The organism is Arthrobacter sp. YC-RL1, from assembly GCF_001454985.1.
Classification (GTDB): domain Bacteria; phylum Actinomycetota; class Actinomycetes; order Actinomycetales; family Micrococcaceae; genus Glutamicibacter; species Glutamicibacter soli.
In genome coordinates this window covers 691,889-711,800 of record NZ_CP013297.1, presented here as the reverse complement: position 1 = coordinate 711,800, position 19,912 = coordinate 691,889, and the positions used below count along the sequence as shown (strand labels likewise).

At 66.5% G+C, this 19,912-nt stretch carries 16 protein-coding genes; 7 read left to right on the top strand and 9 right to left on the bottom strand.

Going from position 1 to position 19,912, the window contains the following annotated elements:
• The first annotated feature begins 50 nt into the window (after window positions 1-50).
• The gene (locus ATC04_RS03260) at window positions 51-2,099 is read left to right on the top strand and encodes a S9 family peptidase (RefSeq protein WP_353611641.1); all 2,049 of its coding nucleotides are present in this window, start codon (window positions 51-53) and stop codon (window positions 2,097-2,099) included.
• 89 nt (window positions 2,100-2,188) lie between these two features.
• Here the strand turns inward: ATC04_RS03260 and ATC04_RS03255 are convergent, their stop codons facing one another.
• The 4 genes from ATC04_RS03255 to ATC04_RS03240 all read right to left on the bottom strand — a co-directional run bounded on the left by ATC04_RS03255 (window position 2,189) and on the right by ATC04_RS03240 (window position 6,960).
• On the bottom strand, window positions 2,189-3,601 hold the full coding sequence (locus ATC04_RS03255) for a dihydrolipoamide acetyltransferase family protein (RefSeq protein WP_047120153.1): 1,413 nt from the start codon (window positions 3,599-3,601) through the stop codon (window positions 2,189-2,191).
• A 10-nt stretch (window positions 3,602-3,611) separates the two neighbouring features.
• Window positions 3,612-4,586 carry a transketolase C-terminal domain-containing protein gene (locus ATC04_RS03250; RefSeq protein WP_047120154.1) on the bottom strand — a complete coding sequence of 325 codons (975 nt, stop codon included), beginning with the start codon at window positions 4,584-4,586 and terminating at the stop codon, window positions 3,612-3,614.
• Window positions 4,583-5,722, bottom strand: a complete 1,140-nt coding sequence (locus ATC04_RS03245; protein WP_052772494.1) for a thiamine pyrophosphate-dependent dehydrogenase E1 component subunit alpha — start codon at window positions 5,720-5,722, stop codon at window positions 4,583-4,585. The genes ATC04_RS03250 and ATC04_RS03245 overlap by 4 nt, the downstream gene beginning before the upstream one ends.
• Window positions 5,723-5,844: 122 nt before the next feature.
• Window positions 5,845-6,960 (bottom strand): histidinol-phosphate transaminase, encoded by a 1,116-nt coding sequence (locus ATC04_RS03240; protein ID WP_152666893.1) that lies wholly within the window; start codon window positions 6,958-6,960, stop codon window positions 5,845-5,847.
• 81 nt (window positions 6,961-7,041) lie between these two features.
• Here ATC04_RS03240 and ATC04_RS03235 point away from each other — a divergent pair, with 81 nt between their 5' ends.
• Complete coding sequence (locus tag ATC04_RS03235) at window positions 7,042-7,428, top strand: phage holin family protein (protein ID WP_053798837.1); 387 nt, start codon at window positions 7,042-7,044, stop codon at window positions 7,426-7,428.
• A 22-nt stretch (window positions 7,429-7,450) separates the two neighbouring features.
• Here ATC04_RS03235 and ATC04_RS03230 read toward each other — a convergent pair whose 3' ends face one another.
• From ATC04_RS03230 to ATC04_RS03220, 3 genes are all read right to left on the bottom strand, one after another.
• Window positions 7,451-7,972, bottom strand: a complete 522-nt coding sequence (locus ATC04_RS03230) for a hypothetical protein (protein WP_047120157.1) — start codon at window positions 7,970-7,972, stop codon at window positions 7,451-7,453.
• A gap of 4 nt (window positions 7,973-7,976) precedes the next feature.
• Window positions 7,977-8,735 (bottom strand): hypothetical protein, encoded by a 759-nt coding sequence (locus ATC04_RS03225; RefSeq protein ID WP_157359275.1) that lies wholly within the window; start codon window positions 8,733-8,735, stop codon window positions 7,977-7,979.
• Window positions 8,736-8,821: 86 nt separating this feature from the next.
• Window positions 8,822-9,094 carry a hypothetical protein gene (locus tag ATC04_RS03220; RefSeq protein ID WP_047120159.1) on the bottom strand — a complete coding sequence of 91 codons (273 nt, stop codon included), beginning with the start codon at window positions 9,092-9,094 and terminating at the stop codon, window positions 8,822-8,824.
• Between the two features lie 160 nt (window positions 9,095-9,254).
• Between ATC04_RS03220 and purB the strand changes: the two genes are divergently transcribed.
• A complete protein-coding gene (purB, locus tag ATC04_RS03215; RefSeq protein ID WP_047120160.1) occupies window positions 9,255-10,664 on the top strand; it encodes an adenylosuccinate lyase in 1,410 nt (469 codons plus the stop codon).
• A 130-nt stretch (window positions 10,665-10,794) separates the two neighbouring features.
• Here purB and ATC04_RS03210 read toward each other — a convergent pair whose 3' ends face one another.
• Entirely contained in the window at window positions 10,795-11,154 is a 360-nt protein-coding gene (locus ATC04_RS03210; RefSeq protein WP_052772495.1) for a nuclear transport factor 2 family protein, read from the bottom strand.
• Window positions 11,155-11,356: 202 nt separating this feature from the next.
• On the opposite strand from ATC04_RS03210, the gene ATC04_RS03205 reads away from it, so the two are divergent.
• The 3 genes from ATC04_RS03205 to ATC04_RS03195 are packed head-to-tail and all read left to right on the top strand — an operon-like array spanning window position 11,357 to window position 16,338.
• Entirely contained in the window at window positions 11,357-12,733 is a 1,377-nt protein-coding gene (locus ATC04_RS03205; RefSeq protein ID WP_047120161.1) for an MFS transporter, read from the top strand.
• Between the two features lies 1 nt (window position 12,734).
• Complete coding sequence (locus tag ATC04_RS03200) at window positions 12,735-14,858, top strand: molybdopterin oxidoreductase family protein (RefSeq protein WP_047120162.1); 2,124 nt, start codon at window positions 12,735-12,737, stop codon at window positions 14,856-14,858.
• Window positions 14,851-16,338, top strand: coding sequence for an FAD-dependent oxidoreductase (locus tag ATC04_RS03195; protein WP_047120163.1), 1,488 nt, complete (start codon window positions 14,851-14,853; stop codon window positions 16,336-16,338). Before ATC04_RS03200 ends, ATC04_RS03195 begins: the two co-directional genes overlap by 8 nt.
• Window positions 16,339-16,603: 265 nt before the next feature.
• Here ATC04_RS03195 and nirD read toward each other — a convergent pair whose 3' ends face one another.
• Window positions 16,604-16,969, bottom strand: coding sequence for a nitrite reductase small subunit NirD (gene nirD / locus ATC04_RS03190; protein ID WP_047120164.1), 366 nt, complete (start codon window positions 16,967-16,969; stop codon window positions 16,604-16,606).
• Between the two features lie 274 nt (window positions 16,970-17,243).
• Here nirD and nirB point away from each other — a divergent pair, with 274 nt between their 5' ends.
• Window positions 17,244-19,826: a nitrite reductase large subunit NirB gene (nirB, locus tag ATC04_RS03185; RefSeq protein ID WP_047120165.1), complete on the top strand. Its 2,583-nt coding sequence runs from the start codon at window positions 17,244-17,246 to the stop codon at window positions 19,824-19,826.
• Window positions 19,827-19,912 lie beyond the last annotated feature (86 nt).

Here is a 19,912-nt window from a genome sequence, read left to right as displayed (position 1 = left end):
TCTGGGTTTCCAGTAGTGCAAAGGGCACAGATAGTGGCATGATGTGTGAGGTGAAACACTCTAAGCATTCATTTCAGGAATTGGACTCCTACGTCGCCATGCCGCGGATCAGCGGCATGGCGCTCTCCCCCGACGGGCGTCGGCTGGTCACCACTCTGAGCACCCTGAGCGAGGACGCCACCAAATACACCAACGCGCTGTGGGAAATCGATCCGGCCGGCAAGAACCCGGCCCGCCGGCTGACCTACTCGGAGCACGGGGAGTCGAGCCCCGTCTTCACCGCAGACGGCGACCTGCTGTTCACCGCCAAGCGCTCTTCCAAGGACGACGCCGTGGCCGAAGGCTGGCTGCTGCCGGCCGCCGGCGGCGAAGCCCGCTCGGTCATCACCCATCCGGCGGGGGTCGAATCGCTGGCCACCTGCGCCAAGTCTCCGCAGACCGTGCTGGTGCGTTCCTCGGCGCTCAGCCGGGCCACCGGCTTGGAGCACGAGGCCAAGCTGCGCGCGGCCCGCAAGGAGAAGAAGGTCTCCGCCATCCTGCACACCGGCTACCCGGTGCGCTACTGGGGCCACGACCTGGGTCCGGCCACCCCGCACCTGTACGCAACCAGCCTGCCTGCCGGGCAAGAGCACAGCGAGCTGGCCGACCTGACACCCGGGATCGGCGCCAGCCTCGTGGAGGCAGCCTGCGATGTCGCGCCCAATGGCGACTTCCTGATCACCGAATGGATCGTCCCGGAAGGTCGCGGCGACCAGGCCGTCGGCCTGATGCGCATCGACATGCATACCGGCGCCCGGGAAATGCTGCTGGCCCCGGACGAGACCTACGAATACGCCATGGGCAAGATCAGCCCGAATTCAGCCAAGCTCGCCTACGCGCGCTGGCGCCGCTCGACTCCTGATTCCGCTCCGGCCTGCGAGCTGTTCGTCATGCACCTGGCCAGCGGCGAGTCCTACCAGATCGCCGTGGGCTGGGACCGCTGGGCCACGGAGATCGTGTGGGTCCCCAACAGCATGTCGCTGCTGCTGGTTGCCGACGAGGACGGGCACGGCCCGGTCTTCCACCTGCGTCTGGAAAACGACCGCGTCACCCGGCTCACCGACTCCGGCGCCTTCACCAACGTGCTGGTGAGCCCGGATTCCCGTGCCGCCTATGCGCTGCGCGCAAGCTATGAGCACCCTGCCGAGCCGGTCGCACTGGACCTGACCCACATCGGCGACCTGGAAGCCGGCGACTACGTCCAGGTCACCGAGCTGCCCTCCCCCGCACCGCGTCCGCAGCTGCCGGGCACCCTGGAAGAGGTCAGCACCGAGGTCGACGGGGCAACGGTCCGCGCCTGGCTGGCGCTGCCCGAAGGCGCCAGCGCCCAGAACAAGGCTCCGTTGCTGCTGTGGATCCACGGCGGACCGCTGAACTCCTGGAATGCGTGGAGCTGGCGCTGGAACCCTTGGCTGCTGGTCGCGCAGGGCTACGCGGTGCTGCTGCCGGATCCTGCCCTGTCCACCGGCTACGGCCAGGACTTCATCCAGCGCGGCTGGGGCAACTGGGGCCAGGCGCCGTACACGGACCTGATGGCGATCACCGACGCGGCCGAGGCGCGCGCCGACATCGACGAAACCCGCACTGCGGCCATGGGCGGATCCTTCGGCGGCTACATGGCCAACTGGGTGGCAGGTCATACCGACCGCTTCAAGGCGATCGTCACCCACGCCAGCCTCTGGGCACTGGACGGCTTCGGGAAGACCACCGACGCCTCGTTCTACTGGACCCGCGAGATGAGCCCGGAGATGATCGAGGCGAATTCGCCGCATCATTCGGTGGACAAGATCGTCACCCCGATGCTGGTCATCCACGGCGACAAGGACTACCGGGTGCCGATCGGCGAAGGACTGCGCCTGTGGTACGAGCTGCTGTCTTCCTCGGGTCTGCCGCAGCAGGCGGACGGTACCACCGCCCACCGTTTCTTGTACTTCCCGGACGAGAACCACTGGGTGCTCGCCCCGCAGCACGCGAAGATCTGGTACCAGGTGGTCACCGGATTCCTGGCCGAGAACGTGCTGGGCCAGGAGCCCGGCGAACTGCCCGAGTTGCTGGGATAGCAGTCTCTGGGAAAAGGCCCCGGAGCCCGAACTGCCCCATGCAAGCGCGAAGCACCCGCCATCGGGCGGGTGCTTCGCGCTTGCCGCTGCTAGTCCAGCAGCATCGCAGGTTCCTGCAGGATCGAGGCGACGTCGGCCATGAAGCGGGCCGACAGGTCCCCGTCCACCACGCGGTGGTCGAAGGATCCGCCCAGCGTGGTGATCCAGCGCGGGACGACTTCCCCGTCCACTACCCACGGCTTCTGGCGGATCGTACCGAAGGCGACGATCGCGACCTCTCCCGGGTTGATGATCGGGGTGCCGGTGTCGATGCCCAGCGCACCGATGTTGGTGATCGACAGGGTGCCGCCGCGCATGTCCTCCGGGGAGGTCTTGCCGGCGCGGGCGGTGGTGGCCAGCTCGTTCAACGCGACCGCCAGTTCCTTCATGTTCAGGTTCTGGGCGTCCTTGATGTTCGGCACCAGCAGGCCGCGCGGGGTGGCGGCCGCGATGCCCAGGTTCATGAAGCGCTTCTGGTGGATCTCGGCGCCCTGCGGGGTTTCCACCCAGCTGGCGTTCACGCTCGGGTTGCGGGCCGCGGCCCAGATCACGGCGCGGGCCAGCACCAGCAGCGGGGAGACCTTGATGCCCTCGAAGTCGCGGGACTTCTTCAGGCGGGCCACGTACTCCATCGTGCGGCTTGCATCCACGTCCACGAAGATCGACACGTGCGGGGCGGTGAAGGCGGAGTCCACCATGGCCTTGGCGGTGGCCTTGCGCACGCCGCGCACCGCGGTGCGGTCCACGCGGGCGTCGGCCAGCTGGCCATGGGCCCAGTAGGTCGGCGCCGCCGCGTGCTCGGCCTCGCGCTGGGCCTGGTAGCTGTTGACGTCCTCGCGGGTGATTTCGCCCTGGGTTCCGGTGCCCACGACATCGTTGATGTCGATGCCCAGTTCCTTGGCCAGGCGGCGCACCGGCGGCTTGGCGAGCACGCGGTCGACGAAGCTTGCCATGGCAGGCTTGGCGCGGTCGACCTCGCGGGTCACCGCGCTTCCCAGCGAGGCGGCGCGGCGGGAGATGGTGTCGGCAATGGCCGAAGCGCGCACGGCCGGACGGGCCGCCGCCGGCGGAGCGGAGGGCGCCGGGCGGTTGGTGCGCGCGCGGCGCACCGAGGAGTCTGCGGTCGGGCCCGAGCCCACCAGCGGGCCGGGCTCCTCGCTGGCCACGGGCGCCGCAGTGGCCAGCGCCTCGGCCGGTTCCGGGGTTCCGATCGGGGCCGGCTTGTTGCCCTCCTGGTCGATGGTGATCAGCGGGTTGTCCACCAGCACGGTCTCGCCCTCGGCGGCGTGCAGGGCGGTGACCACCCCGGCGAACGGGCTGGGCAGCTCCACCAGGGACTTGGCGGTTTCGATTTCCACGAAGACCTGGTTGACCTCGACGGTGTCGCCCACGGCGACCTTCCACGAGGCGATGTCGGCTTCGGTCAGGCCTTCGCCCACATCGGGCAGGTTAAAGACGGTCATGTTTCGGCTCCTAGTAGGCGAAGGAACGGTCGAGGGCTTCGAGCAGCTTGTCGATGTCCGGCAGGTACTGCGATTCAACCTTGGAGATCGGGTACGGCATGTGGAATCCACCCACGCGCAGCACCGGGGCTTCCAATGACAGGAAGGCGCGCTCGGAGATGCGCGCGGCGATCTCCCCGCCCAGCCCGCCGAAGGTCGGCGCCTCATGGGTGACGATCAGCCGGCCGGTCTTCTGCACGGACTCGGTGATGGTGTCGAAGTCGATCGGCGAGAGCGAGCGCAGGTCGATGACCTCGATGGAGCGGCCCTCCTCGCGGGCGGCCTCCGCCGCGGCCAGCGCCACCGGCACCAGCGGGCCGTAGGCCACGATGGTGGCGTCGTCGCCGCTGCGCACCACCTGCGCCTTGAATGCGTCAAGGGCCGGGGTCTCGGTGTCCACCTCGCCCTTGAGCCAGTAGCGGCGCTTGGGTTCGAAGTAGATCACCGGGTCCTGGCACGCCGCCGCCTGCTGGATCATCCAGTAGGCGTCGTTCGCGTTGGACGGGGTGATGATCCGCAGGCCCGCGGTGTGCGCGAACAGGGCTTCGGGTGATTCGGAGTGGTGCTCGATGGAGCCGATGCCGCCGCCGTACGGGATGCGGATGACCACCGGGACGGTCAGCCGGCCCTCGGAACGGGCGTGCATCTTGGCAAGCTGCGTGGTGATCTGGCTGTAGGCCGGGAACACGAAGCCGTCGAACTGGATCTCCACCAGCGGGCAGAAGCCGCGCAGGGCCATGCCCACCGCGCTGCCCACGATGCCGGCCTCGCCCAGCGGCGAGTCGATCACGCGGTGCGCGCCGTATTTGTTCTGCAGTCCGTCGGTCACGCGGTACACGCCGCCGAGCTTGCCGATGTCCTCGCCCATCAGCAGCGCCTTGTCGTTGGACTCCAGCACCTTGTCCAGGCCGGAGGTGATGGCCTTGGCCAGTGTCATGGTGCTCATGCGTTCTCTCCCGAATCTGCGAATCCTGCTTCGTACTGCAGGTGCCAGGCCAGTTCTTCCTGGATCAGCGGGTGCGCCTCGGCGTACACCTGCTCGAAGGACTTGGCCAGCGGCGGCACCGGGAAGGCCATGGCGTCCTCGCGCACGGTGGCGGCCATCTGGTCCGCGTCCTTGGCCAGCTGCTCGAAGAAGGCGTTGTCCACGATGTTGTTCTCGCGCAGGTAGGTCTCCAGGCGGATCAGCGGATCGAGCGGCGCCCAGGCGGCTTCTTCCTCGGTCATGCGGTACTTGGTGGGATCGTCCGCCGTGGTGTGCGCACCCAGCCGGTAGGTGTCAGCTTCGATGAACACCGGGCCCTTGCCGCTGCGGGCGTGTTCCAGCGCCCAGCGGGTCACTGCCAGCACTGCCAGCACGTCGTTGCCGTCCACGCGGATGCCAGGCATGCCGTAGCCTGCGGCACGCTCGACCAGCGGCACCTTGGACTGGACCTCGAAAGGCACCGAGATGGCCCACTGGTTGTTCTGGCAGAAGTAGACCACCGGGGCGTTGAAGGAGTTGGCGAAGACCATCGACTCGTGGGTCTCGCCCTCAGTGGACGAGCCATCGCCGAAGTAGGCGACTACCGCGTTGCCTTCGGCGGCGAGCTTTTCCTCGTCCCAGCCGCGCTGCTCCATGCTCAGCGCCATGCCGTAGCCGGCCGCGTGCGGCAGCTGGGCTGCGAGCACCATGGTGTACATGTGGAAGTTGTTTTCCCGCGGGTCCCATCCGCCGCCGGAGATGCCGCGGAACAGGCGCAACATCTCGGAGAAGGAGACGTTGCGGGTCAGCGCGACGCCGTGTTCGCGGTAGGTCGGGAAGATGTAGTCGCTGGGGCGCGTAGCGCGTCCCGAACCGATCTGCGCCGCTTCCTGGCCGCGCAGCGGAACCCAGAGGCACAGCTGGCCCTGGCGTTGAAGGGCGGTCGCCTCTTGGTCGAACCGGCGGGTCAACGCCATGTCGCGGTAGAAGCCGCGCAGCATGTCCTCGTCCACGTCGCCCAAATAGGCGTCATAGATCTCGTGGGGCAGGCGCTGGCCATCGGGGGTCAGGATCTGCACCGGATCCTTCGGCCCGACCTCGGTCGCAGCAGGCGTCATAAATCTTCCTCCGGTCATAAATATGCCCCACACGGAATACATTCCGCACGGGACATATAGCGGCTTGTCTAATTTCCAAGCCTATAGCGTTTGCCTGTAAAAACGCGAGAAAACAGCGCCGCTCAGCTCTGCGCCAAATCGAGAGACTCTGCACAAAGCTTGATGAATCGGTCGTTGGCTTCCGGTTCCGCAATCGAGATGCGCACGCCTTCGTGAGCGAAGCCGCGCACCGACAATGCCCTGGCTTCAGCACGTTCAACGAACTGCGTGGTCTTCTCGCCCAGTGGCAGCCAGACGAAGTTCGCCTGCGTGGCCGGGAACTTCCATCCCTGCTCCACCAGCGCAGCCACCACGCGTTCGCGCTCAGCGACGAGTGAATCCACCCGTTCGTACACCGCATCGATATGTTTCAGCGAGGCGATCGCCGCGTCCTGGGCCACCGAGGAGACCGCAAACGGGGTTGCGATGACCCGCAGGTTGTTGGTGATTTCCGGATGGGCCACCGAGTAGCCCACACGCAGGTTCGCCAGGCCATGGGCCTTGGAGAAGGTGCGCAGCAGGACCACGTTCTGGTTGGCCTTGTAGGTCTTCACCCCATCCACGGACTGCGGATCGCGCACGAACTCGATGTAGGCCTCGTCCAGCACAATCAGCACATTGCGCGGCACCCGGGAAATGAAGTCGTCAACCTCGGCCTGCGTGAGGATCGGGCCGGTCGGGTTGTTAGGAGTGCACAGCAGGATCACCGAGGTGTTCTCGTTGATGGCCTCGATCATGGCTTCAAGGTCATGCCGCCCGTCGGCAAGCACCGGAACCGGCACGGGAAGCGCGCCGGCAGTCTGCACGAGGATCGGATAGGCCTCGAAGGAACGCCAGGCGAAAATGACCTCGTCCTGGATGCCGTCCTCGTTCTGCCCGGCGAAGGTGTTCAGGATCTGGACCAGCGCACCGAGCGAGCCCGCGCCGGTGACGATGTCATCGGCCGGGACGTCGAGGTAGTCCGCCAATGCCTCGCGCAGCTTGGTGCTCAGCGGGTCCGGATAACGGTTCAGCGCATCCTGGTCGAGGACCGCCTGGCGCACCTGCGGCAGCGGGCCGAAGGGAATCTCGTTGGAGGAGAGTTTGAAGGAGCTCAGCCCCTGAATCTGTACCGGCGGTTTTCCGGCGGCGTACTTGGGCAGGCGGGCAACGATCGATCGCGGCTGCACCTGGTCTTGGGGCACAGAATTCTCAGTCATAAATCCCAGCGTAGCCCCGGAAGTGCGGAAAGGTGATTTAGTTTTCATCTACGACCCAGCTTTATGTGCGAAGGTTTTATCATGAGTTTCCTGATTCGAGTCATCGTAAATGCGCTGGCACTAGCAGTTGCCGTCTGGATTGTGCCCGGAATCCATATCGACGCCGTTGGCGATGACACCTTGGGCCTCGTGGTGTCATACCTGGTGGTCGGCCTGATCTTCGGTTTGGTCAACGCGCTGGTCCGCCCGATCGTCAGCCTGCTGTCGCTGCCCATCACCTGCCTGACCTTGGGATTGTTCACCATCGTCGTGAATGCGCTGATGCTTGCGCTGACCGGCTGGCTCACCCGGTTCATCCCGGCGGAGCTGATCATCGACCACTTCTGGTGGGACGCGATCGCGGGCACCATCATCATCTCCATCGTCTCCGCGGTGCTCGGATTGTTCGTCAGCAGCGACCGCCGGTAGCACCCGTCCGTCGTCCCGTCGTTCAGTGCGGCGGGGCGATCTCGTGGTCCAGCGGCTTGCGCCGTTTTCCACTGCCGCGCGGCTCCTGGCCGCGCGGTTTTTGTTTTGGTAGGGATTTCCGTTCCAGCTTGAACCGGCGGAATGTCAACGGACCGGGAGGCAGCATGAATGCTTCCAATTGCTTGCGCACCTCTGGTGCTGGATTTCGTTGAAGTTCGCGCAGGTGGTCTTCGTAGTTCGGCAGGGAATGCGGAGGACCGAAAACGCCGCCCTGGGGCAGGGCGTCCTCGACGTCCTTGCGCGGCCCGTCAAAGGTCACCGTCATCTGCCGGGGCGAGGTCCTGTTCGGCCTTCCATCGGTTCCGGGAACCATGTCCTTGGAATCTTCCACCGACAGGGTTCTCACTTCTGATGGCACCGGAATGCCGCCAATCGGCGAACCCAGGGTCAGCGCACGGGTCATGGTGAATTTCTTGCGCATCAACTTGTTCTTCAACAGGTTGGCAACATGGATGCCGCCCTGGGAGTAGCCGGTGAGAATCACCTCGTCACCGGGTCCCGCCCCCGAGTATTCCAGGGCCTGGGCAATCGGTTCGGCAAAGTTTTCCGAATCGCGGCCGAATCCGTCGACGATGCCCAGCGAATCGAAGGGATTGGCTCCCCCCGAAACCGTCCTGGGTTCCCGGCAGCACCAGAACAAAGGTCTTCGAATCAAGCTGCGCGATGACGAATTTGCCCTGTTCCTCGGCCCCGCCGTCGTATAGCAAACGGTGCAAGGTGGCGTAGTCGTCCAGATTTCCCTTGGCCTGCAGCTGCTCGGGCGGCTGCTCCCCTGTCAGTTCCAGCCGGCCGTCGGGGTCCATGGTGCCGATCGCTTCGCCCAGCTGCTTGGTGGTTTCGGTGACCAGTGCATCCATGCCGACTTCGGGCCGCAAGATATTCCACGGGTTGGCGAGCATCAGCAATTGCAGCATGGTTTCCATCTGCTGCGTCGGGGGCCTGTTGCCGTTGCCGGATGTCTCTTGGAGAAATCTCGTCACGACATGCAGCCAATTCGCCGCGAGCAGCATTTTCTCCGTCATTTGCTCTGCTGACTCGTAATTCTCGATGGCCGCACGCACCCGTTCATCCAGGCGCCGCCCGGCGATAACTGCCTCGGTCGCATGCAGGTAGCCGTTGCGCAGGTGCTCCGCGAGCAGCGCAAGATTGTAGCCACGGGCCGCCACTCCCGCGATGCTGCATTGGAGGTTGACGTCATCCTGGCACTGCGCAGCCTGCTGCGCGGCGCGCAGCAGGTTCAATTCCATCTGCTGCAGCCGGGTATAGACATCGACGCAGATGGCTCGGGAATCCGCGTAATCCACGGCGTTGTAATTGACGTCATATCCCATGCTCAGGACGCCATCCGCTGCTCGTTGATCTGGGCTTCCAACGCATGGATTTCGTTCGTGGCCACTGCCAGATAGGCCTCGGCATCCACCAGCACCCCGGCCAGCACCTGGAGCCGTCCGCTCAGCTCCCCTACCTGCGCAGCGAAAGCCCTGCCCGCTTCAGATCTCCAAGTCAGCCCGCTGATCTGGGACAACTGGCCAATAGCGAACCGGGTGGTGTCCTTGGCATCGGAAAGCTGGAATGCCACCGAATCCAGCGTTGCCTGAAACATCATCGCGCTACTCCCGCCTCGTGGGCCGTCCTCTGCACGGCAGGCCCGTGAGCCTTCAGGATGCCCGTATCCGCCGTCCCGGGCAGGCGCTGGCCCGCGGAATGTGGATTAGGCCCGAGCGTAAAAAGTATGCCGCGGTGCCAAGGGATGAAAGAATAAGAGCATGGTTGAGATTGCGCGCACTTCCCTTGCTAATGAACCCCTGGCGTTGACCGCCCTCGACGGACGCTACCGCGCGGCCGTCGCCCCGCTGGTGGACTACCTGTCCGAGGCGGCTTTGAACCGCGATCGCATTCACGTTGAAGTTGAATGGCTGATCCACCTGACCGACAACTCCGTGCTTCCGGGCACCTCGCCGCTCACCGCTGAGCAGAAGGCTGCGCTGCGAAAGATCGTCACCGACTTCAACGCCGATTCCGTGCAGGAACTGGCCGAGATCGAGGCAGTGACCGTCCACGACGTGAAGGCCGTCGAGTACTACATCGCCAATCGCCTTGAAGGCATCGGCATTGCCCAGCTCAAGCCGCTGGTCCACTTCGGCTGCACCTCTGAAGACATCAACAACCTGTCCTACGCGCTGGGCGTGCAGGGTGGCGTGCAGCAGGTCTGGCTACCGGCAGCCCGCGACCTGGTCGCGCAGCTGACCAAGATGGCCGAGGAGTCCCGCGACGTGCCGATGCTCTCGCGCACCCACGGCCAGCCAGCCACCCCGACCACCCTGGGCAAGGAACTGGCCGTGCTTGCATGGCGCCTGACCCGCCAGCTGGACCGCGTCGAGAAGACCGAGTACCTGGGCAAGATCAACGGCGCCACCGGCACCTACGCCGCCCACTACGCTTCGGTTCCAAACGCCGACTGGCAGCAGATCTCCCAGGGCTTCGTCGAGCACCTGGGACTGACCTGGAACCCGCTGACCACCCAGATCGAGTCGCACGACTGGCAAGCAGAGGTGTACGCGGACATCGCCCGCTTCAACCGCATCCTGCACAACCTGTGCACCGACGTGTGGAGCTACATCTCCATCGGCTACTTCGCGCAGATCCCGGTGGCCGGTGCCACCGGCTCCTCGACCATGCCGCACAAGGTCAACCCGATCCGCTTCGAGAACGCCGAAGCGAACCTGGAAATCTCCAACGGCCTGCTGGACACCCTGGGCGCAACCCTGGTCACCAGCCGCTGGCAGCGCGACCTGACCGATTCCTCCTCGCAGCGCAACATCGGTTCGGCTATCGGCCACTCGGTGCTGGCCATCTCCAACGTCGCCAAGGGCCTTGACCGCCTGGACGTTGCCGAGGCAGTGCTGGCCGACGACTTGGACCACAACTGGGAGGTCCTCGCCGAGGCCATCCAGATGGTCATGCGTGCCGAGGCCATCGCCGGTGTCGAGGGCATGGACAACCCGTACGAGCGCCTGAAGGACCTGACCCGCGGCCATCGCGTGGACGCGACCCGCCTGAAGGAATTCGTCGGAGAGCTGGGCCTGTCGGCCGAAGCCGAGCAGCGCCTGCAGTCGCTGACCCCTGGCACCTACAACGGCATTGCTTCCCAGCTGGTGGATCACCTGAAGAAGTAGTCGTTTTACCTTTCCGGCTTGGTCCCGTCACCCTATGGTGACGGGACCAGCTTCGTTAATGGACGCGGTGGAACAGCGGCACCGTTAACGGACAATTACGCAATGCTTGGACTCCAATGAATCAACTGGATCATTCCTTGGCGATGGGAGTGCCCTGGTGATATCTCAGTACGGGCCCCTCCAGCTCCCATAACGAGGAATGCCTGCTGGCCGTCGCGTGCTTCTGAATCCGATAGGTCACCAGCACCAGTCCGGGACCTACGGGGTTGAAAAGCCATTCAGAAGTCTGCGGCAAAATGCCCGCAGGCTCCGACTGCAGCGCGGCCACGAGGTCCTTGCGCACCCACCGACGACCTGACCTGCCGATCTCGGCGAAGTCGGGTGCGAGGTAGGACTCTGTCAGCTGGCTGTCATGTCGCACCTCAGAGGAAAGCAGCGCCAACTCGGCCTCATACACATCCCGATATTTTGAGATATCCGATTCCCACATGCATCAAGCCTACGGTCCGGATCCTTCAACTTCCCCTGTGGAACGTTCAGTCCGCTCTCGTTTCCAACAGGTTACCGGCCCCTCTCGCCACGGCCTTGGAGAAGTGACCCCGAATTGCCACCGAGGCAACAACAAACGCATGCCGCTGAAACCTCGCTCTGGAATGCTCAACAGCATCCACAAGTGAAAGGCATCGAGTCGCATGAGCACGCAATCCCGCCAACTACGTCCCGCCGTTGACCAGCTGGAAATCACCCGGGGTCGTTGGGTCCACAACTGGGACGCGGAGAATCCTGACTTCTGGCAGTCCGTGGGCCGGCGCACGGCCGGGATAAACCTGCGCTGGTCGATCTTCGCGGAATTCCTCGGCTTCGCTGTCTGGCAATTGTGCGCGATCCTCGCCGTGTACCTGCCGGCCGCCGGATTCGATTACAGCACGAGCCAGCTATTCTGGCTGATCTCCATGCCCAGCCTGGTAGGTGCCACCCTGCGCATCCCGTACACGTTTATGGTCGCCCGCTTCGGCGGGCGGAACTGGACCATCATCTCCGCGCTGCTGCTCCTGATCCCGGTCACCGGACTGGCGCTGGCCACGGCGAACCCCGAGACGCCTTTCTGGATCATGCTGACCCTGGCCGGGCTTTCGGGTTTCGGCGGCGGCAACTTCGCCTCCTCGATGGCCAACATCACCTACTTCTATCCCGCGGCCCAGAAAGGCTGGGCGCTCGGGCTTAACGCGGCCGGAGGCAACCTGGGTGCGGCCATCGCCCAGCTGCTGGTACCGATCGCAATCACGATCTTCGCTGCGGGAACACTGCAGCTTCCCATGGCCGGCCTGATCTGGATCCCGCTGATCCTGGCCGCAGCGGCCGGCGCGGCCAAGTACATGCACAATCTCTCCAACGCCCGCAGCGACGTGCGCGGTGCGCTGGCCTGCCTGCGCGAGAAGCACCTGTGGATCATCGCCGGGCTCTACATCGGCACCTTCGGCTCGTTCATCGGTTTCTGCGCGGTATTCCCCAAGCTGCTGGCAGATACCTTCACCGAGTACTCCTCGCTGCAGCTGGGCACCGCGGTCATCTCCCTCGCCTTCCTCGGACCGCTGGTCGGATCGCTGGCCCGCCCCTACGGAGGACAGCTGGCCGACCGCTTCGGCGGGGCCCGCATCACCCTGGCGGCCTTCGCGGTGATGGCCGCACTGACCCTCGCGCTGATGCTGAGCCTGGGACAGGTGGACTTCCTGGCCTTCCTTGGTTTGTTCCTCGCCCTGTTCACGGCCGCCGGCCTCGGCAACGGCTCCACCTACCGCATGATCCCGGCGGTCTTCGCCCTCGCGGGACGACGCAGCGGCCGCACCCCGGCCGAGCAGGCGCGCAGCTCCGCTGCGGCCCTGGGCCTGATTTCCGCCATCGGCGCCTACGGCGGATTCCTGATCCCGCAGGTGCTGGGCCTGTCACTGTCGAAGCTCGGATCCTATGTGCCTGCCTTCGGGGTCTTCGTGGGGCTCTACGTCTTGCTGCTGGCCGTGACATGGTTCTGCTATGTGCGCCGCGGTTCCGGCTTCCAGGGAAAGGCCTGAAATGGGGGTCGCAACGCACTGCCCCTACTGCGCGCTGCAGTGCGGGATCACCCTTGAGCCAGGCACCACCCCGGTGGGACTGAAAGGGCGGAATTTCGAAACCAATGCCGGGGCGCTGTGCCGCAAGGGCTACAGCGCCGCGCAGCTGCTGGACCACCCGGAACGGCTCAATTCCCCACTGGAACGCGGCGCCGACGGGGTGCTGCACCCGGTGAGCTGGGAACGGGCCCTGGAACTGGTGGTGCACCAGGTGCGCGCGGTGCAGCAGGTCCACGGGAAGGACGCGGTGGCGGTGTTCGGCTCCGGGTCGCTGACCAATGAAAAGGCCTACCAGCTGGGCAAGTTCGCCCGGCTGGCGCTGGGCACCTCGCGCATCGACTACAACGGGCGGTTCTGCATGTCTTCGGCCGCGGCGGCCGGCAACAAGGCCTTCGGACTGGACCGCGGGCTGCCCTTCCCGCTGGCTGACCTGGACCGCGCCGGCACCATCATGCTGCTGGGCTCCAATGTCGCCGACACGATGCCACCGTTCGTGCGACACCTTGAATCCGCACGGGAGCACGGCGGGCTGATCGTCGTGGACCCGCGCCGTTCGGCCACCGCGGAACTTGCCGACACGCACCTGCAGCCGGCGCCCGGCACGGACCTGCAGCTGCTGCTGGGCCTGGCCCACGTGCTGCTGGCCGAAGAGCTGGCCGACACCGAGTATCTGGCGGCCCGAACCTGGGGCCTGGAATCGCTGCGCATCTCGCTGGCCACCTGGTGGCCCGAACGGGTGCAGTCGCTCACCGGAGTCCCGGCCAGCGTGATCCGGCAGACCGCGCGCGCTCTGGCTTCCGCGGCCCAAGCAGCCCATGCCGGCGGCAAACCCGTGTACATCCTCACCGGGCGCGGGGTGGAACAGCATGCCAACGGCACCGCCACGGTGTCCGCTGCGATCAATCTGGCCCTGCTGCTGGGATTGCCAGGAACCCTGGCCGGGGGTTTTGGCACCATCACCGGACAGGGCAACGGGCAGGGCGGGCGCGAACATGGGCAGAAGGCCGACCAGCTGCCCGGCTACCGCAAGATCACCGACCCGGCGGCACGCAGGCATGTGGCGGGCGTCTGGGGCGTGGATCCTGACATCATCCCCGGGCCGGGCATCCCGGCGGCGCAGCTGCTGGCAACCCTGGGAGAACCTGGCGGGGCCCGGATGCTGCTGATGCACGGCTCCAACCCGGTCATCTCCTCCCCCAATGCCAACCGCACCGCCGCGGCGCTGCGCCGGCTGGACTACCTGGTCGTGTCCGACTTCTTCCTCTCGGAGACCGCCGCGCAGGCGGACCTGGTGCTGCCGGTGCTGCAGTGGGCCGAGGAAGAAGGCACCATGACGAACCTGGAGGGCAGGGTGCTGCGCCGCCGCGCCGCCTTGGCCGCCCCGGCCGGGGCGCGCAGCGAGCTGTGGCTGCTGGCCGAACTGGCCGACCGGCTGCAGGCCCCGGCCTCCTTCAGCGCGGACCCGCGGGAGGTCTTCGCGGAACTGGGCCGGGCCTCGGCCGGAGGCATCGCCGACTACTCTGGGGTGGACTACAACAGCCTCGATGCGGGTGCGGCGGTCTATTGGCCCTGTCCCGCCGGCACACCGATCAGCCAGCTGCCCGGCGAACGCTCGGGCACCCCGCGGCTGTTCCTTCAGCGCTTCGCCCGCCCCGACGGCAAGGCGCGGCTGGAACCGGTCTACCCGCAACCGGCTGCCGGCGTTCACGCCGGCAGGAAGCCCGGGAGCATTTCGCTGGTCACCGGGCGGCTGCTGGAACACTACCAATCCGGGGCGCAGACCCGCCGGGTGGCCGAGCTGCACCGGGCCGCGCCGGCCGCCCTGGCGGTGATCCATCCGGACACCGCGCTGGCCCGCGGCATCAGCGACGGGCAGGACGTGCTGCTGGAAAACACGCACGGACGCGTCGAGGCGAGGGCCCGCCTGGATGCGGGAATCCGGCTGGACACCGTGTTCCTGCCCTTCCACTTCCCCGAAACCCAGAACGCCAACCTGCTCACCGGCGACGCGGTGGACCCGGACAGTTCAATGCCCGAGTTCAAGCACGCGTCGGTGCTGCTGTCCCGATCGGAGCGAGATGAGTGAACGACTGGTAGTCATCGGCTTCGGGCCCGTGGCCTCAAGCCTGGTCGAGGGCCTGCTGCCCGCGGTCAGGTCGAAGGAACTTGATCTGACGGTGCTGGGCGCGGAAGAGCGCGCCGCCTACAACCGCGTGCTGCTGGCCGAAGTCGCCATCGGGGCTGCCAAGCCCGAGCACCTGGGCATGGCCGACGAACCCCGGCTGCGCGCGGCGGGTGTGGACTTGCGGCTGGGCACGGCCGCCACCGGGGTGGACCGGGCCCGGCGCGTGGTGCACACCGCCGACGGCCCGGTCCCCTACGACCGGCTGGTCTTCGCCACCGGCGCCCGCCCGGTGATCCCCTCGCTGGCCGGGCTGAATTTCGACCCGCATGCGGACACCGAGCTGCCTTCCGGCGTGCTGGTATTGCGCACCCTAGATGATGCGCTGCAGCTGCAATCGGTGCTTCGAGAAGATGGAAGGGTGCTGGTGCTCGGCGGTGGCATCCTGGGTTTGGAGGCGGCGCTGGCCATGGCATCCGCCGGGTACCGGCCGGTGCTGGTGCACCACGGCCCGGCGCCGCTGGGACGCGTGGTGGATGCCGACGGCGGCACCCTGCTCATCCGGCAGCTGGAAGCAGCCGGGGTTCAGGTGTTCTCCGGGGTGCGCGCCACCGGCGTGCAAAAGCAGAACGGACGCTTCCATGCGCTGGCCACCGAAACCCACGGGCTGCTGCATGCCGATGCCCTGCTGGTGTCCACCGGGGTGCGTCCCCGCACCGAACTGGCCGAAGGCTGCGGCTTGGCCGTCGGGAGCGGGATCGCGGTTAACGAGCAGCTGATGGCGGATTCCAGCGGGCGCCTCTTCGCCGTGGGCGACTGCGCCGAGGTGGCCGGGCGTCGTCCCGCGGGATTGCTTGCCCCGGGCTGGGCGCAGGCCGGTTGGCTGGCGGACTACCTGCTCAGCCATCCGGCGCCGCACCCTTCCGCTCCCGCCCCGGACCTGGGGTGCATGCAAGGTCCCCAGGCCCAGGGCGGCGAGATCCTGATGCTCAAGGGGCAGGGGCTGGAACTCACTGCTGCCGGCACGGTGCAGGCCGGATTCTTCGACGACCCCGCACAGCAGGTCACCGTGTATGCGGATCCAGCCTCCGGACGCTATCTGAAGATCGTGGCGCGCCACGGCGTACCCACCGGTTTCCTGACCCTGGGCCTGCCGCGCACCGGGGCCGAGCTGGCCTTGGGTTTTGAGCGCGGCAGCGCGCTGCCGGTTGACCCTTCACTGTTGTTGCGGCTGGATGCGCCATTCGAGGATGCGCAGGCACCCGCCGGGGCCGACGACCAGTTGTGCCGCTGCTCGGGCGCCACCTACGGCCAGGTGGCCCAGGCGGTCCAGGCTGGTTGTTCCACCGTCCAAGAGGTGGGCGCGAACTGCCGTGCCGGCACCGGCTGCGGCGGCTGCAAGGAGCGTATCGAGGAAATGCTCAGGCTCCCGGCCCGGATCTAGCCCGGCGGCGGGAGCCTGCCGGTTCCCGCCGAAGCCCGGCCCGGTCATTGAACCAGCACATTAAGCCAGCACACGCCGCCAGGTTTTCCTAGCGGCGTGTGCTGTGTTGCGTCGATCTGCGTATTGACTTGAAGCTGGACTTGTTGGAGCGTGACTGGTCATCTGGGGCTGCTGGCCAGTGGATCCGTGTTCACCTCGTACCAGCCGAACCATGCGCTGTGTTCAAGGTCAGCCACGTCCTCGCCCTTGATGTCAGCGTGCCTGCTCATTTCGAAGCCTCGATCCATAGCCGACCGTCGAGTTCCTGCACCCCGAACACCTGCAGCGCGGTGCCCTGCGCGCTCAGGCAATCTCCGGTGTCCAAGCGGTAGATCTCCTTGTGCAGCGGGCAGGCGATGGTGGCCACGCGGTGGCCGTCCACGGTGGCATCCCCCAGGATGCCGCGGGCCATGACCTTGGCCCCGGTGGAAGGGCAGCGGTGGGAGCTGGCGTAGAAGCCGAAGTGCTCGGTGCGGTACACCGCGATCTGCCGCCCTTCCATCCAGGCGGCCTCGCCCCACCCAGTTTCCAGATCGTCCGCGAAGCAGAGTTCGGCCAGTGCGGCAGGTGCATCAATCAGTTGCGTGGTCATCGGTGGGTCCTTTCGCTGGTGTTCCGATGCTTCGAGCCTAGAAGCGTCATGTTTCAGCCGCCGCCCCGCACGGTTGCCGGTCGGTAAAGCCCGATTCACAGCCCTAGGGCAAACCCGTGCTACGAACATGTTTCGACGCGCTCACTGCGGGTGATCGTTCCTGCTGGAGAAAATTGCGCCCGGCGAAACATCGGGGTAACTGCGGGGCAAAAACAGGTTCCTAGGCTGGTGCCAGACGCTCCACACCCCGTGGGTCCGCCAGCGAAAGGGCATCATGAATACCTCCAGCGAACAGCGACACATCCTCGTGATCGGCGGCGGTCCGGCCGCGCACCGCTTTGCCGAAGCCATGGCCACCCGCCGGCCGGCAGGCACCCGACTGACAGTGCTCACCGAAGAGGCCCACCTGCCCTACGACAGGGTGGCCCTGTCCAAGGCGCTGACGGATCCCGGCGTGGACCTGACCCTGGGCGAGGCGGAACTATGGGAGCAGGAGCACCTCACCCTTGAAACCGGGGCCCGCGCGGTGGCCTTGGACAGCGCCGCCCGCGTGGTGCGCACCGAGGACGGGCGCGAATTCGGCTACGACGAGCTGGTGCTGGCCACCGGCTCCAACGCCGCAACCCTGCCGATCCCCGGCGCCGAACTGACCCATGTCTACCGCACTCTGGAGGACGTGCGGGGCATCGCCAAGCAGGTGCGCACCCTGGCCGCAACGCTGGGACGCACCCCGGTGGTTGCCACCATCGGCGGGGGCCTGCTGGGGCTGGAAGCCGCAGCCGGGGTGCAGGCCCTGGGCGCGCAAGCGCTGATCATCGACGGCGGGCACTGGCTCATGGGAACCCAGCTGGACCAGGGCGCCGGACAGGCGCTGGGGCGCCTGATCGCCCAGAAGGACCTCACGGTGCACGGCGGGGTGTACCCGGAAAAGATCCTCTCCGAGAACGGGCAGGTGACCGGCGTGCACATGGCAGACGGCAAGGTCATCGCGGCTGACATGGTGATCGTGTCCATCGGCGTGCGCCCGCGCGACGAACTGGCCCGCACCCACAACGAAACCCAGACCGACGGCGGCGCGCACTTCAGCCTCGGCCCACGCGGCGGCATCGTCATCGACGGAAGCTGCGCCACCGGGGTGGAGCATGTCTGGGCCATCGGCGAGGTCGCCAATTTCGGCGGTTTGTGCGTCGGGCTGGTCGCCCCGGCCAACACGATGGCGGAGGTCGCCGCTGACCGGCTGACCGGCGGCGAGGGGGAATTCAGCGGATTCGACACCGCCACCAAGCTCAAGCTCTCCGGGGTGGACGTCGCCTCCTTCGGCGACGCCTTCGCCCGCACCGAGGGCTCGCTGGAGGTGGTCTACGCGGATGCCGCCCGCGGGCTTTACCAGAAACTGGTGGTCTCCGAGGATGCCTCCACCCTGCTCGGCGGCATCTTCGTGGGCGACGCGAGCCCCTACCAGTCGCTGCGGCCGCTGCTGGGCAGGGAGCTTCCGGCAGAGCCCGGCGCCTATCTCAGCGCCGCCGGCGGGCCGGCACCGGATACCGAGCTGCCCGATGACGCGGTGGTGTGCTCCTGCAACAACGTGGACGCCGGGTCGATCCGCGGCGCGGTGGGCGGGGCCTGCGCCGGCTGCGGCCCGGCCTCCACGGTGTCCGGGCTGAAGTCCTGCACCATGGCTGGCACCCAGTGCGGTTCCTGCGTGCCGATGCTCAAGAAGCTGCTGGAAACGGAAATGGCGAAGAACGGCATGGAAGTCTCCACGGCCCTGTGCGAGCACTTCAGCCTCTCCCGCCCGCAGCTCTTCGAGGCCGTGCGCGTGGCCGGGCTGGGCACCTACCCGCAGATCATGGCACGCTTCGGCACCGGCACCGGCTGCGACATCTGCAAGCCGACCATCGCCTCCATCCTGGCCAGCCAGACCAACGTGCACCCGATGGACGCCGGGCTGGCCGGGGCGCAGGACACCAACGACCGCGTCATGGCCAACATGCAAAAGGACGGCACCTACTCGGTGGTTCCGCGCATCCCCGGCGGCGAAATCACCCCTGAAAAGCTGGGCGTCATTGCCCGGGTGGCGCAGAAATACGGGCTGTACACCAAGCTGACCGGCGGGCTGCGCATCGACATGTTCGGCGCCCGGCTGGAGCAGCTGCCTCAGATCTGGCGCGAGCTGGTCGACGCCGGGTTCGAATCCGGCCAGGCCTACGGCAAGTCCCTGCGCAACGTGAAAACCTGCGTCGGCTCCACCTGGTGCCGCTACGGCATGCTGGACTCGGTGGGCATGGGCATCGACATCGAGCTGCGCTACCGCGGGCTGCGCGCCCCGCACAAGTTCAAGATGGGTGTCTCCGGCTGCGCCCGCGAATGCGCGGAGGCCCGTGCCAAGGACGTCGGAGTCATCGCCACCGCGGAAGGGTGGAACCTGTACGTGGGCGGCAACGGCGGAGCCAACCCGGCCCACGCCCAGCTGCTGGCCGGCGGGGTGGATGACCGCACGCTGCTGCGGTACATCGACCGATTCCTGATGTACTACATCCGCAGCGCCGAACGCCTGCAGCGCACCGCCCACTGGATCCAGGAACTGCCCGGCGGCATGGACACCGTGCACAGCGTGGTGGTCGAGGACTCGCTCGGGCTGGGAGCGGAGCTCGAGCAGGCTATGGAACGCCATGTCTCCAGCTACCAGGACGAATGGGCGGCCACGCTGGCCGATCCCCAGAAGCTCAAGCGCTTCCGTTCCTTCGTGAACGCACCCCAGATCTCCGACACCGAGCTGGAATACGCCAGCGAACGCGGCCAGCGCCACCCGGTGGACCTGGGCGCGAGCATCCCCGTGCGCCCGGCAGCCAACTGAGAAACGAATGAATCGACAAGTTATTGCCGGTGAAACAATTGCGAAATTTCCAGGCAAAAAGACCTGGATAGCATGTGAATCAAGCC